The organism is Turicibacter sp. KK003, from assembly GCF_037014675.1.
Taxonomy (GTDB): Bacteria; Bacillota_I; Bacilli_A; order MOL361; family Turicibacteraceae; genus Turicibacter; species Turicibacter faecis.
The window spans coordinates 2,414,500-2,430,000 of record NZ_CP142738.1; the positions used below are offsets into that span (position 1 = coordinate 2,414,500).

At 38.9% G+C, this 15,501-nt stretch carries 11 protein-coding genes, 1 tRNA gene and 2 rRNA genes (1 of these 14 only partly in view); 2 read left to right on the forward strand and 12 right to left on the reverse strand.

Features of this window, described 5'->3' with window-relative positions; all coding sequences use genetic code 11:
- Positions 1–253 precede the first annotated feature (253 nt).
- Positions 254–1,474, forward strand: coding sequence for a cation:proton antiporter (locus tag VXM77_RS11765; protein WP_161832628.1), 1,221 nt, complete (start codon positions 254–256; stop codon positions 1,472–1,474).
- A 485-nt stretch (positions 1,475–1,959) separates the two neighbouring features.
- Here VXM77_RS11765 and VXM77_RS11770 read toward each other — a convergent pair whose 3' ends face one another.
- From VXM77_RS11770 to radA, 3 genes are all read right to left on the reverse strand, one after another.
- Positions 1,960–2,271 (reverse strand): hypothetical protein, encoded by a 312-nt coding sequence (locus tag VXM77_RS11770; RefSeq protein WP_338506447.1) that lies wholly within the window; start codon positions 2,269–2,271, stop codon positions 1,960–1,962.
- Between the two features lie 127 nt (positions 2,272–2,398).
- Entirely contained in the window at positions 2,399–3,373 is a 975-nt protein-coding gene (locus tag VXM77_RS11775; protein WP_262950122.1) for a DUF3221 domain-containing protein, read from the reverse strand.
- 338 nt (positions 3,374–3,711) lie between these two features.
- Positions 3,712–5,100 (reverse strand): DNA repair protein RadA, encoded by a 1,389-nt coding sequence (radA, locus tag VXM77_RS11780; protein WP_262950124.1) that lies wholly within the window; start codon positions 5,098–5,100, stop codon positions 3,712–3,714.
- A gap of 462 nt (positions 5,101–5,562) precedes the next feature.
- Here radA and hflX point away from each other — a divergent pair, with 462 nt between their 5' ends.
- Positions 5,563–6,828: a GTPase HflX gene (gene hflX, locus VXM77_RS11785; RefSeq protein ID WP_161832624.1), complete on the forward strand. Its 1,266-nt coding sequence runs from the start codon at positions 5,563–5,565 to the stop codon at positions 6,826–6,828.
- Positions 6,829–6,893: 65 nt separating this feature from the next.
- On the opposite strand, the gene VXM77_RS11790 is transcribed toward hflX, so the two are convergent.
- The 9 genes from VXM77_RS11790 to VXM77_RS11830 form a co-directional block, all read right to left on the reverse strand.
- Positions 6,894–7,430, reverse strand: coding sequence for an RNA polymerase sigma factor (locus tag VXM77_RS11790; RefSeq protein WP_262950125.1), 537 nt, complete (start codon positions 7,428–7,430; stop codon positions 6,894–6,896).
- An 80-nt stretch (positions 7,431–7,510) separates the two neighbouring features.
- Positions 7,511–7,834: a hypothetical protein gene (locus tag VXM77_RS11795; protein WP_161832622.1), complete on the reverse strand. Its 324-nt coding sequence runs from the start codon at positions 7,832–7,834 to the stop codon at positions 7,511–7,513.
- Between the two features lie 79 nt (positions 7,835–7,913).
- Positions 7,914–10,148 carry an EAL domain-containing protein gene (locus tag VXM77_RS11800; protein ID WP_262950126.1) on the reverse strand — a complete coding sequence of 745 codons (2,235 nt, stop codon included), beginning with the start codon at positions 10,146–10,148 and terminating at the stop codon, positions 7,914–7,916.
- Positions 10,149–10,410: 262 nt separating this feature from the next.
- The gene (locus VXM77_RS11805) at positions 10,411–11,124 is read right to left on the reverse strand and encodes a hypothetical protein (protein ID WP_161832620.1); all 714 of its coding nucleotides are present in this window, start codon (positions 11,122–11,124) and stop codon (positions 10,411–10,413) included.
- 3 nt (positions 11,125–11,127) lie between these two features.
- Entirely contained in the window at positions 11,128–11,664 is a 537-nt protein-coding gene (gene thpR / locus VXM77_RS11810) for an RNA 2',3'-cyclic phosphodiesterase (protein WP_262950127.1), read from the reverse strand.
- A 334-nt stretch (positions 11,665–11,998) separates the two neighbouring features.
- On the reverse strand, positions 11,999–13,309 hold the full coding sequence (locus VXM77_RS11815; protein WP_338506459.1) for an alpha-amylase family glycosyl hydrolase: 1,311 nt from the start codon (positions 13,307–13,309) through the stop codon (positions 11,999–12,001).
- Between the two features lie 185 nt (positions 13,310–13,494).
- Positions 13,495–13,568 (reverse strand) — tRNA-Gly (locus VXM77_RS11820).
- Between the two features lie 10 nt (positions 13,569–13,578).
- Positions 13,579–13,687, reverse strand: a 5S ribosomal RNA gene (gene rrf / locus VXM77_RS11825).
- 173 nt (positions 13,688–13,860) lie between these two features.
- A 23S ribosomal RNA gene (locus VXM77_RS11830) occupies positions 13,861–15,501 on the reverse strand (it continues 1,253 nt past the right edge of the window).

Sequence of the window (15,501 nt, forward strand, 5' to 3'; positions counted from 1 at the left end):
AATTCGCTTGATTGAGAAAGTGACTCACATATATTTTAACCAACTCAAAATGTATAGACAGGCGATTATCTACCTTGCATCGCCTAATCATTTGTACTAAAAACAAATACGCCTAATGTTTCTGTTTATACGTTATCTCTATCTATTAAATGAAAACGAATCTAAATGGAAAATTTTATTATTTATTGGTTGTAAATGCCTGGTGTGAGTAGTATAATTTCTCAATGTAAAACCTAAGGGGGGAATAGTAAAAATGTTATCTTATGAATTTCTATTTGACATTGCTTTAATTTTAATGAGTACAAAATTACTCGGACTCTTAACCAAACAAATTAAATTACCACAAGTGGTGGGTGCCTTATTAGCTGGTTTATTACTTGGACCTGCTTGCCTAAATATTCTACACGAGACAGACTTCATCATCCAACTCGCTGAACTAGGGGTCATTGTGTTAATGTTTACTGCTGGACTCGAAACGGATATTAATGAGCTAAAAAAATCAGGAAAAGCTTCTCTGATTATCGCTATTTTAGGAATGATTATTCCATTAGCAGGGGGATTTATACTTGCATCGATCTTTAACAAAGGGGGAATTTCTGATGCGAGCGCACTTCCTTTCTTACAAAATATCTTTATTGGGATTATTTTAACGGCAACTTCTGTTAGTATCACGGTAGAAACATTAAAAGAACTAGGAAAATTAAGCACTCGAGCTGGAAATGCGATTTTAGGTGCTGCAATCATCGATGATATTTTAGGTGTTATCGCCTTAACAGTTGTAACAAGTGCCACAGACCCAAATGTAAGCATTGCGGTTGTCTTAATAAAAATCGTCCTATTCTTTATCGTTGGGGGATTAGCAGGATTTTTATTTTCGAAATTTATGGAAACTTCAATGCGACGCAGTAAAATGGATCTCCGACGTTTTGTTATCCTATCTTTCGTTTTCTGTTTAATATTATCTTACTGTGCAGAACATTTCTTTGGTGTTGCAGACATTACGGGTGCGTTTATGGCAGGTTTATTTTTATCTAATGCGCCTCGTAAACACTACATCATGAATCGCTTTGAAACGACGGCTTACATGTTATTATCCCCTATCTTTTTTGCAAGTATCGGGATTAAAGTTGTGATCCCAGAAATGACACCGGCCCTCATCACGTTCTCAATCGCCTTAGTCATCATCGCTATTTTAACAAAAGTCCTAGGATGTGCACTGGGTGCTAAGATGTGTAAATACTCTACAACAGAGGCTATCCAAATTGGAACAGGAATGGTCTCACGAGGAGAAGTGGCTCTAATTGTAGCTAGTAAAGGTGCCTCACTTGGACTCATGGGATCCATATTCTTTGGCCCTATCGTTATTATGGTTGTTATCACAACCGTCATTACCCCAATTTTATTAAAAATTGTATTTTCTAATAAAGAACAGGAAACAAACTGTGTGCCTGTCTATAAAAAAACAACGGCTTAATCACCAATGAAAAAAACAACGTTTAATCGGCGATAACATTTAATCATAAAAAAGTAATCTGAATGAAAGATTACTTTTTTTGTGCAAACGATAAAATGGATAATTAAACGCCCCCTGATCCTAGTAAAACTATCACCAAAGGAAAACTATTTTTTAGTCGCGTTCATACCACTCGTCTGTGGCATTCCTCCCCTCTCTTTCTTCCCCGTTAATAACTCTCTATCTATTGATACGAACATGAACTTCTTGTCATTAATAATAAAAGCCGTTCGTTTTTGAACACCATCCACTTGAAGTTGGCGACTCTAATTTTGTATAATTAGACAAGACACAATTGTCCCCTCATTAACACTATCATTTACAACACGAACCTGATGTTAAAACGGATGCGTTTCATTTCCTTTTTTAAACCGACACTTCTTTGTCCCCATCTCCCACACACAAACAAAAAAACCTTCGCTCGCATGGAACGAAGGTTTTCTTATCTATTTTGCATTCTCTTTAACAGCAAAAGAAAGAATCATGCCACGATTAAAATAAAGGGCATCTTCTGAAATATTATTCAATAAATCAGTTTTCATCAGATCATTTTTCACGAGCTCGTCTTCATCGCTCTCCACTTTTAAAACAATATGGAATGTATCCTCCTCGAAAGATACCTCTTCCATCTCATACCCGTTTTTTACAAGATAGCTTTCCACATTTTTTATTTGCTTATTCACTAACCATGAATAGCCCCCGATTGACACTCCCATTAAAATAAATAGACTTATGGTTACTCCCACTACTTTCTTCATTCTCATCCCCCTTTTTTGTTACTTGATTACCTATTATTACACCATCCCCTAAATAGTCAAGTTTTTGTAAAAGCGTTATAGATGTTGCTAAAAAGGAGACTTCAGTTGAAGTCTCCCCTTTTTTTTCTTATTCATCAGATGATAAGGAATATCCAAATAAATACACATCCTCTGCCTGATTAGAGTCTTCCCCCGACTCCGTGCTTTCCTTAAAAGAAAAAACATTATTAAAAGCAGTCATCCCGCTTCCAACGCTAAATCTTCGCGTCTCTTTATACGTCACTTGACAGTCCTCATTGATATTAGGAACCGTTGTTAACGTTTCATACACTAACTGGCCATTAGCATCTAATCCCTTGCGCACAATTTCTGTTGTCGCCTCATAATTCACATTCTGATAAACAAACGATTCCGTCCACTGGTTTCCAACCTCAAGAGGCGCCTTTAACACCACCTTATTTGGAATAATCGAACTCAATAAATTATCCTGCCGTAACACACTATAACGATCTTGATTTTGAACGTGTTCAATCACTTCCTCGTCACTCACCTCATACGTCAATAAAAAAGAACGACTCTCACTCTGACCATATCCATCTCGCATATTTCCTTTAAACTCGATAACAGTCGTATCTCCAGATTCAGAAATGGAACTTAATGTTTGTGTATGACCATACTCACCCTGTCCACTGAATCGCTGTAAATACCCAACCTGTGTTGGAAATAACTCAATCAATGAATCAATTCGCATCTCCTCATCTAAAACATAACGGTGCTCAATCACCTCATATGAATGGGCAACCGCCTGTTGTGGATAACTATTTGATTCCATTTTCTTCACTTGAACACGAATCATCATTCCCGGTTGGGCACCCGAAATATTCTTCACTCGAACCAACTCGTACGCCCCATCTAACCACGATTTTTCATCCATTTCTAAATCCTCAATCGTCAAATCCGAACGCTTAGACATCAAAACCTCCGATTCCCCCGTCGCTAGAACCATGCCTTCTAGACTGAATGAATCTCCCCGCTTATTCAAAAAAAGACTACCGAGCAAAACAATCGCAACAACCCCGACAATAAAAAACCCCTTCTTCATCTCTTACCACCCTTTCAAAAAATCCATCTGCTTCTCCATCTGATAGGTTCTGAACTAATCCACGTCAACTTTCTACTCCGTCATTATTACTAACATATGCCCCTCCATCCGCAAACTTTCCTCATAACATTCGCCTATTCCCTCTCTATTTCGCCACCTCCGTCTTTGTGATAACTAAGAATTTAAGATTTGTTAGCATCCAGACATATTCTTTACACAAAAAAAGACGGTGAGTTTTACCCACCGTCACCCGCTATTAAATTCATCATCGCGATTGAAGACTCCCCATCGCCTTCATCACCTGTCTCTTTCATTTATTTCCCATTCCCTCTATCCATTTAAAATTTTAAATCCTCCTTAAACATCGCCTTCAATGCTTCCGCAATCGTATCCACTCCTACAACCTCAATTCCTGATGGCACCTTCCAACCACTCATATTTTTCTTAGGAATAATGGCACGAGTAAATCCTAACTTTTTCGCCTCTTTCACGCGCTCTTCAATGCGTGAAACACGGCGGATTTCTCCCGTTAATCCAACCTCTCCCATATAAACATCACCGCTCGGTGTCATCTTATCCTTATAACTTGATACAATACTTGCGACAATCGCTAAATCCACTGCCGGTTCATCCACTTTTACCCCACCTGTGACCTTTACATACGTGTCTTGATTTTGCAGGAAAAAGCCCATGCGCTTTTCAAGAACCGCCAAAATTAAAGAGACACGATTATAATCAACCCCAGATGCCATTCGCTTCGGATTCCCAAACGACGTCGGCGTTAATAACGATTGAATCTCGACAAGAATCGGACGCGTCCCCTCAATGGATGCCATAATAGCCGTCCCTGGCAATCCCTTCGTGCGATCCTCTAAGAAAACCTCCGATGCATTCGTCACCTCATCAAGGCCCTCTTCTTTCATATCAAAAATTCCAATTTCATTCGTTGAACCAAAACGATTTTTAACGGCGCGTAAAATACGATACGTATGATGCCTTTCCCCTTCAAAATATAACACCGTATCCACCATATGTTCAAGTAAACGAGGCCCCGCAATATTCCCATCTTTCGTCACATGGCCCACAATAAAAATAGAAATCCCCCCTATCTTCGCAATCCTCATTAACTGCGCCGTACACTCGCGAACTTGTGACACACTCCCAGGGGCTGAAGTGACCTCAGGCATATGAATCGTTTGAATCGAGTCAATAATAACAAATTCCGGTTTTAACTGCTGAATTTGACGATCAATTAACGTCAAATCGGTCTCAGCATAAATGTAGAGATGATCACTTGTAACCCCTAGACGTTCGGCACGCAACTTAATTTGACGCGCAGACTCCTCTCCTGAAACATATAACACTTGAACACCTTTATGCGCCAAATCTTGAGCCGTTTGTAAAAGAAGCGTTGATTTTCCAATCCCCGGTTCTCCACCACAAAGAACTAATGAGCCTCGAACAATTCCTCCACCTAATACACGATTTAATTCGCTCATCGACGTGTGAATACGAGACTCCTCTTTCGTTTCAATCTCATGTAAACGTTGAGGCTTTGCCATACTTTCACTTGCCACAAATCCGCGGCGTTGCTCCGCCTTCGTTGGCTTCAATTCCTCCACCATCGTATTCCATTCACCACAACCGGGACATCTACCGACCCACTTTAAACTTTCCATTCCACACTGTTGACAAAAAAATGATGTTTTCGCCTTTGCTCTTGCCATACTGACCCTCCTTACAAATCGTTACCATTTCTATCTAAACCAAAAATATAGTTCACTTTTTTCAAATTGCCCAAACCATTTAAACATGGGACAGTTCCCGTCTGACCATTGTCTATCCAAATATTTTACCCAATCAACCCCTTATCCCAACTAATATCCCTCTCCCATTATCACATAAATCATGAAATTTCGCTAATCATTCATTAAAACCTTACCCTTTCATTATGATAAAAAATAAAAATCTTCAAACGCCTAACGCTAGAAGAACGTATTTTATAAATCTTTTTTCGTCAAACGCATACACTTATAACAAAGAACAATTAAATTTTGCGTCAACTCGCTCATCTAATCTAATTGTTCTCAGTTCGTAAACCTTACTTTTATTTACGATATTATTTCTATTTTACCAATTATTTAGTAAACTTATAATAGCTTTGAAAAATATAACTTTGAGGTGATGAAATGGAAGAAATCATTCAACGCGCCATCCTAGTCGGAGTCGATTTAAATAACGATAAAAACTTTGACTACAGTGTAGAAGAACTTAAAAATTTAGCTGAAGCATGCTCAGTCGAAGTGGCCGACGTTCTAACCCAGAAACTCGAACGGGTAAACTCTGCCCACTATATCGGCTCAGGGAAAGTTGAAGAGGTCGCACACCTTGTTGCGAAAAACGATGCGAACCTCGTCATTTTTAACGACGAACTCTCACCCTCTCAAATCCGTAACCTTGAACACGAACTTCAATGCAAGGTTATTGATCGAACCATTTTAATCCTCGATATTTTTGCTAGCCGTGCCAAAACACGCGAAGCCCAACTTCAAGTCGAAGTAGCCCAGCTTAAATACATGATGCCTCGTCTGATTGGACTTAATGCCTCTTTATCTCGCCAAGCAGGGGGAATCGGTTCAAAAGGACCCGGGGAGAAAAAATTAGAACTTGATCGCCGTCGCATTGAAGAACAAATTCATAAACTAAACAAAGAATTAGACGCCCTCGTTCTAGCCCGTCAAAACCAACGTAAACTACGCAAAAAAAATGCAACCCCTGTCGTGGCCCTCGTCGGTTATACCAACGCTGGTAAATCAACGACAATGAATGCCTTACTAAACGTGTCAAACGCCGAGGCAGATAAAAGTGTCTTCGAAAAAAACATGCTCTTTGCAACACTCGAAACATCGACTCGACAAATTCAACTTCCAGATAATAAACAATTTTTATTAACGGACACCGTCGGATTTGTTAGCAAACTCCCACACCAATTAGTAAAAGCTTTCCGATCAACACTTGAAGAAGTGACAGAGGCAGATTTGCTCCTTCACGTCGTTGACTTATCACATCCGGAATTCCAGGCTCAAATCGAGATTACCAATAAAGTACTTGATGAATTAGGAGTAAAAGAAACACCAATGGTTTACGTCTACAATAAAGCTGATCTTGTGGATAATGAATTTACGCCTAGTACACAAGAGGCTGTTCGAATTTCTGCTAAAAATCTAACCAACATTGATACCCTAATTAATAGTATTAAATCACACCTATTTCACCATTACGTGAAAGAAACTTTCTTGATTCCTTACGATAAAGGCAATATTATCTCTTATCTCAATGACCATGCAACCGTCTTCGAAACTGAATATTTAGATAACGGAACGCTTATTACAGTCGAATGTTCAGACCAAGATGTTGAACGCTTCCATCAATATAAAAAAAGTTCACTCCTTTAAACGGGTGAACTTTTTTTTGTGGATAACTCGATATCTCAAATAAACATTTGACTTATCCACGGATTCTATTTTATAGCTGACGAGATAAAAATCCCCTCATCCTCCTCATTTAAAATCTTTTTTAACTTTAAACGTGCCCTCGATAAACGGCTACGTACAGTTCCCATCGGAATTCCTAAGACGGCTGAAATTTCCTCATACGTTAATTCATCATAATAAAATAAGAGAATAACCTCACGATCGTGATCAGAAAGTTTTTGAAGACAGTCATCAATCGCACAATCCCTTTCCCAGCGGATAATATCAAACGGTGGCTCAACCTGCCCCATTAACCCATCATCAACAACTGATGTTTGTACTCTCTTTAGCCATCCATTTTTTAATAAATCCTTACACGTATTAATCGTAATCCGAATTAACCACGTCTTCTCGCTACTTCTATGATTAAAATTAGCATAATTTTTCATCGCCTTATAAAAGACCTCTTGCGAGACATCCTCCGCTAATTGCCAATCCTTCATATAGCAATAGGCGATTTTATATACATCCCCACTATACAAATCAATTAAACGTTCTAGTGATTCATGGGAATTCAACTTCACACATCTCCCCCTTTCCGAAAGAAGATCTTCAACGGAAGAATAAAAAAGGTGACCGCTTTGGCCACCCTTTACTATTATAATCAAGATAAGAAGTTTGAGTCAATATCACCTAAATACTCTTCGTCTTTATCTTTTGATTTCCCCATCCTTTTACCATCCATAACCACCTGAACAACAGCCGGCCCTCCATCGTTTGAAAGGGCACTAATGTCTTGTCCCACTAGCTGGTCTAACATATCTTTAAAAAATTTAAACTTATGCTCTTCATACATCGAAATAATTTGAACTAATAAATCATTTGTTAAATGAATACCCTGATCCTCTAAGCAACGACATACTTCATCAATAAATTCCGAATCTGGTTCTAAAAAAGCATCAAATCCTAAATCCATATCCTGCTTCATCGAATTTCACCTCTTCATAATAAAGATTATCCTAATGCCTCATTCCTCTATCATCTCTATTATGACCTATTTCTTACAATTAAACAACTAATTTTCCTTGATAATAACTTCCACTTACCACATCGATTCCAAAATCACTCATTAAATGTAAGCTTGATTCATTCTCAATTTCCGAACAACATAACTTAACATCCTTGCTCATACACACATTAATTAATGAGTTCATCATACTCAAATAATTTTTAGAAGACTTTAAATATTGAATAAAACAAGAACTTATCCTTAAATAATCAATACTTAAGTTACGAATCGATCCCGTTAATGCCCCGGCACCATACTCATCCAATGCAATATTCACATCATATTCGCGCAATCGTTTTACTGCCTTTTGAATAAGGTCATTTTGTTCAAATAAAATATCCTCATTAACACTAATAATGACCTGATTAGGGTCAATTTTATGTTCCTTTAAATAAGAAATAACTCGAGAAGGCATCCATTTATGCAATAAAGCTTGTCTCGAAAATTTAATAAATAGAGATAACTTAACCCCATGCTCCTCTTCATGTCTTTTCAAATAATCGCAACCGACTTCAAATAAGTACATTTCCCGTTCAATATTTAATAACTCGCGCCCAATAGTCGCATCCTCAATTGGAAGTTGCGATAAAATGCGATTTTCATCTAGCACCGTAGAGCATTCAATTCCAAACAACTCATTACTCTCGCGATGATAAAGAGGCGCATACTCAATATTAATTTCTCCTCGGTAATCAGCCATCTCAATCGCTTGATGCACTTGATCCAATAAGTTATAAGCAATCGGTTTCCCCTGGCAATAATTCATCTGATACGGTAACTTGGGATTCGAGTTCAACACCATTTGACAAAAATGCCTCTTAACCTGATTAGACGTCTCCTCAAAAGATGCTGTCGTTAAGCGTGGAATACAAAAAGTTACGAAATACGGTTGTCCTAACTTTTCATAACAGTATTCTACAAATCGATTTATTTTACGTTTTAGCTTCACTTCTCCACAAGAAACTTCAAAATAAAACCATAACCCTTCCTTCTCTACGGAAAAAGTAATTCCTTCTCCCACAAACTCCTCTTGAATAACATCAATCACTGACTTTAATAACGAAGGTTTAAAATCATTATAAAAACACGCGTCAAATTTAAAATAACCTAGTAGTGTTTTTGGGGTATAGTCATACTGATATAACATCGGTAATCGATTCCAACTCACCACACGGAATTTTCCCTTATTCGGCATCAACTGAATCCCTTTATAATAATTCCGATAACTATTATATAAGCCTTGAATTCGAGGTCTAGAACGTTGTTCCTCATAATGAATCTGCTGGTTAACCTCGCTTAATCCCACCTTTAACTTACTCATCATCCACTCATTCTTTTGAATACGAGCCGACTGAACAAATAAATGACAAACAAAAGCTAACCAACCATGTTGATTCTTATCTTTTAACTTACGCATCATATTATTCATATATCGCTCTAACTCTTCATCTTTATCGTGCACTAAATGATAGGTCAGATGATACATTAAACGATAGACATTCAATGGCAATGAAACACTAATATCTAGTAATTGAAGATCCCACTCAATCTCCTCAACACGATTCAATTGTGCTAATGCATAGGCCCCTATAACCTCTTGCATAAAACCATCTTCAGAGCGATATTCTTCTCCATAAATTTTGACGATTTCTTCAAAATCTTGAGTAGCATAGAGCTTTAACCATCGGAGTTGCTTTCTTAAATAAATCGGGACATTTTGCAACGAATATTTTTTATCTAACTTATCAATACGCTCTAGCTTTTTATACTGAACCAGAGTCATAAGAACGCGAATTAAACGCTCTAATGAATAAGACATCAGTATTAACAAGTTATGATCCTTTCCGAAAGAAGCCGCAAGCTCATAATAAAATTCCGCCTCTTTAAACATCCCTTTTGTTTCATAAATATAACCTAACTCCGCATAGATATATCCTTTTAAAATATGATTCTTTTCTAAATTTTCTAAAATACACTGACACTCAATTAAGTACATGACAGCTAAATTATTCGCTTTTTGACACGCATAATAACGCGATAGTCTAATTAATATTGGGATTAAACATTCTACATTTTGATATTCGCGGTAATCTTTTACCACCTCTTCAAGTCGAGCGTTACCCTTGACCAATTCCTCATCTAAAATCCTTCCAATTTTATCGTAATCCTCCAATAGGCAGCATGAATCAACAAAAAACTTTAACAGTGATTCCCGTGTTACCCTCTCCCCCATGTATATCTCTCCATTCTTTGTTAACCGTTTTCATCCTTAATCTAATTATACTAATGCCACTTACAAAAATAAATAAGATAATTTGCCAGATTCTCACGAATCACCAAAGCTTTAAAATTAAATACATTTTCACCTGTTCTTTTTAAACATTCCCTTTTAGTATCATCCACACTGAAAAGATCATCAGACCTCTTCGTCAGATAGACTAGACATCCTATCCTATGCCTATTCATCCAATATCATGACTCTTTCTGTAAAAAATTTAATTAAATACATATTGATCATGCGTATAAATATATCTTAATAAGTCATCGTATGTAATCACAGCCTTAATCTCTTCCTCTACCGTCCCATTTTCCGTTAATAACAGAGCATCCAATTTTTTAGGCGATGTTTGATATAATCGCCAGGCTTCATAAATGGTCATAGATGTCGGAATAAACTCATACTGAGATTTTTTTTCAAAATCAAGTAATTCGCCGACTGTCCCAGATAACTCAATATTATTATTTTGAATATGTTTTTGTAACCATTTAGCGATCGCCCTTGAAGTCACTAACCCACTAAACTGGTTACCATCATACAAAGGAAGCTTCAAAATCTCTTTTTCCCCCGAAATCTTTAATACCTCTTGAATAGAATCCTTCATATCAAATTTAATAACCTCTGCCTGAAATACCCCGACTGTGGATGGATCAACGAGTCGTTGCTCAATAAATTTGATTCGCTCCACAGCCTCATCACTAGGTGTTGCCACGAGTTGTTCAAAATTATCGGTTTGATGAACAATAATATTTCTTAACTTTCGAAATAGATGTAGTTCATCTAAGTAAAGATTGATCATAGGGTGACCCTTTGCTTTATAGATTAAATCACTAAATGGGACATTATCATCCGAGTTCGTATACTTTTTTAAATATTTATGGATATGATTAAATGACTCAATAAACTCTAAATATCCTTCTTGTTCTGCCACTGTTTACACCTCCCGAATATAAATCGGCCGATACGTTAACACACCGTCAATATTCGTACTTTCATATAATGTAATATTATTAACCATTGTTTCTTTAGAAATTTCTATTCCCCGTGATAAATCAACAGATGGAACGAGTAACTTCGCCTGACGACAAAGCGTGATATGCGGAGTATAGATAAACTCCTCAGCAGAAGTTAACCCCTTTTCAACCAAGGCGTCGTGCAAATCAATTGCAACCTGAGTTAAAGCCTCATTTGGATGTAATCCCATATAAATCACATACCGATTTTTCTTCTTAAAAAAGCCAATATGGTCAAAATATAACGTCAGCTGATTAACTTCAATGTGATTAATGACATCAATCAAGGTATTAATCGTTGACTCATCCATCATTCCTAAAAATTTAAGTGTTAAATGAAAGTTTTCTCTTCTCGTATACTTAGCCGTCTCACAATACTTCTCAACCATAAGAGCAGCATCTTGAAAATATCCCCTCAATTCCGATGAAAATCCTACACCAATAAATAATCTTCTCATGAACTGTCACCCATCTATTTATTTAGTCCTCAAACCATACACAACTACACTATAACACGCAGCATAAATTAGCCTCACTAATTTTCCTGTATTATTAGGATACACTAAATAACTGAAACTATTTGTCAGTTTTACAACCAATTTACAAATCTATAAAAAAAATAAAAAAGGGGGCCTGACTCTACTCGCCAGTGCCCCCTAAAAAACATTGTGGATAACTTAAATAATCTAACAAGATCATGATAATTCACACCCTAGTAACGACAGGATAGACCCATTACTTCCCTGCTATACATCCTATCACCTATTACAAGGATATCTAAGGAATTGATAATTATAACTTAAAGTTATCCACATCTATTAAAATTGGTTCTCCCTCTAAATGAAGATATCCATTACGCACAACAATTGATGAATGCCCCACTAAATTCTCGTAAATGCCATCCGGAATATCGACAGAAAGTTCACCGTCTTTAAGTCCAAAGTTAAAAATAGCCACTCGAGTTTTTAACTCGGTTTCATACTTCAAAATAACAGAATCTGAAATATTACCTGACATGATCGTATAAACCCCATCTCGCATCACATCATCTTTCTTGAGGCGTGCTAACTTCGCCATCAAATCGGCAATACCATCTTTATTATATGATGACCAATCCACCTTATCCACATCAAATAAACTTGGTGTATGCTTACACGCAGCCTCTTGTCCTGCATAAATCATCGTTGTTCCCTTCTGCAAATAAACAAAAGTTGTCCACATGATTAACTGTTCAACCGTCTTAACTAAAGAAGCAATCCGACGTTGGTCATGATTTTCCAAACAACGTAATTTAATATAATTCCCCGGGTAAATAACCTCCTGATCTTGAAGTCGTCTTATATATAAATCTAAAGACGATTTTCCAAGTAAATAAGATTTAAATGCCTCATAAACATCGTAGTCATAACAAATATCAAAGGCCTGATACATTTCACAATCACTATGTACAGAAAAACCGAGTGAACGAATTGTTCTAATAAAATCTTTATCCACAGTTTCTGCTAGCCATATAAAATGAGGATTAATTTTTGAAACTTCACGACGGGCTCTTAACCAAAACTCTACAGGAACAAATGACGCGACATCACATCGATAACCATCCACACCTAATTTAGCCCAGTAGGTTAAACAATCAATAAGTTCCTCCCAAAGAGATTCATGTTGACTATAGTCAAAGTCCGTAATATCCGACCAATCCCCAACACGATTAGCAAATTCTCCTTCGGCATTTTTATAAAACCATTCAGGATGATGCTGTAATAAATAAGAGTCGCGTGAGGTATGATTATACACCACATCAATCATGATCTTCATATCCCATTCATGTACAGCCTCAATTAAAGCCACAAAATCCTCTAACGTTCCGTACTCTGGATTAACCGCACGATAGTCTGAAATAGAATAAGGACATCCTAATGTTCCCTTCTTATCCTTCTTTCCTATTGGATGAATAGGTAATAAATAAACAATATCCACACCTAAAGATTTTATACGTGGTAAATCCTCAATTAACTCACGAAATGTTCCACTCTCATTATGATTTCGATTATACACCTGATAAATAATAGATTGCTTTAAAGATGAATCTGTACACGTAGCCATTTATTTTCCCCCTTTAGTATTAGGTAATTCTAATATACCCATCCGTCCTGTCATAACTTGTAAAAACACTTCCTTACCCTAAAAAAAGACGGAATTACTTTAAGAGAAAATAATCGTCTCTCCTTTCGATATCGGTATCCCTGATAAATAAAAAAAAACATCCCGAAGGATGTTGATTGGCTATTTGGAGCGGGTGAAGAGAATCGAACTCTCACAGTCAGCTTGGAAGGCTGAAGTTCTACCATTAAACTACACCCGCATTTTTTTCGGCCTAGCGACGTCCTACTCTCGCACTTGCGTACTACCCTCGGCGCTAAGGAGCTTAACTTCTGTGTTCGGTATGGGAACAGGTGTGCCCTCCTTGCCCTTATCACTAGACCTTCTGTCAGATCTTATCAATCTCACAAAACTAGATATCTTCTGCTTACTTCTTCTTGTCCGGCAACTCTCGCATCACAGTGGTAAAGTTCAATAACTGTTCATCACCTTCGTGATTCCTCAGTTCTTTTCACTTTCTGCCTGTGATAATCGCTCGTTTTTGCCTTTCCTATTTAGTTAAGTCCTCGATCGATTAGTATCAGTCCGCTTCATCTGTCACCAAACTTCCACTCCTGACCTATCTACCTCGTCGTCTTCAAGGGATCTTACTTCTTTCGAATGGGAAATCTCATCTTGAGGGGGGCTTCACGCTTAGATGCTTTCAGCGTTTATCCCTTCCACACGTAGCTACCCAGCTATGCTCCTGGCAGAACAACTGGTACACCAGCGGTGTGTCCATCCCGGTCCTCTCGTACTAAGGACAGCTCCTCTCAAATTTCCTACGCCCACGACGGATAGGGACCGAACTGTCTCACGACGTTCTGAACCCAGCTCGCGTACCGCTTTAATGGGCGAACAGCCCAACCCTTGGGACCGACTACAGCCCCAGGATGCGATGAGCCGACATCGAGGTGCCAAACCTCCCCGTCGATGTGAACTCTTGGGGGAGATCAGCCTGTTATCCCCGGGGTAGCTTTTATCCGTTGAGCGACGGCCCTTCCATTCGGTACCGCCGGATCACTAAGCCCGACTTTCGTCCCTGCTCGACTTGTTGGTCTCGCAGTCAAGCTCCCTTCTGCCTTTACACTCTTCGAATGATTTCCAACCATTCTGAGGGAACCTTTGGGCGCCTCCGTTACTCTTTGGGAGGCGACCGCCCCAGTCAAACTGCCCACCTGACACTGTCCCCTGACCAGCTCATGGCCACGGGTTAGAACCCCAGTAACACAAGGGTAGTATCCCAACAGCGACTCCTCCAAGACTGGCGTCCTGGTCTCTTCGTCTCCTACCTATCCTGTACATGTGTCACCAGTGCTCAATATCAAGCTACAGTAAAGCTCCACGGGGTCTTTCCGTCCTGTCGCGGGTAACCTGCATCTTCACAGGTACTATGATTTCACCGAGTCTCTTGTTGAGACAGCGCCCAGATCGTTACGCCTTTCGTGCGGGTCGGAACTTACCCGACAAGGAATTTCGCTACCTTAGGACCGTTATAGTTACGGCCGCCGTTTACTGGGGCTTCAATTCAAAGCTTCGCTTGCGCTAACCTCTCCTCTTAACCTTCCAGCACCGGGCAGGCGTCAGCCCCTATACATCACCTTGCGGTTTAGCAGAGACCTGTGTTTTTGATAAACAGTCGCCTGGGCCTTTTCACTGCGGCTTGCTTTCACAAGCACCCCTTCTCCCGAAGTTACGGGGTCATTTTGCCGAGTTCCTTAACAAGAGTTCTCTCGCTCATCTTAGGATTCTCTCCTCGCCTACCTGTGTCGGTTATCGGTACGGGCACCTAATAAATTATCCCTAGAAGCTTTTCTTGGAAGCGTGACATCAGCTGACTTCACCCTTTCGGGCTTTCGGCATCACAGCTCAATGTTTCGCCATGCGGATTTGCCTACATGACCACCTCACTGCTTACACGTGAATCCATTCACACGCTCAACTTAGCCTTCTCCGTCACTCCTTCAGTTTATTAAGTGGTACAGGAATCTCTACCTGTTGTCCATCGGCTACGCCTTTCGGCCTCACCTTAGGTCCCGACTTACCCAGGGCGGACGAGCCTTCCCCTGGAAACCTTAGGCTTTCGATGGATAGGATTCTCACCTATCTTTCGCTACTCACACCGGCATTCTCACTTCTAACCGCTCCACAGCTCC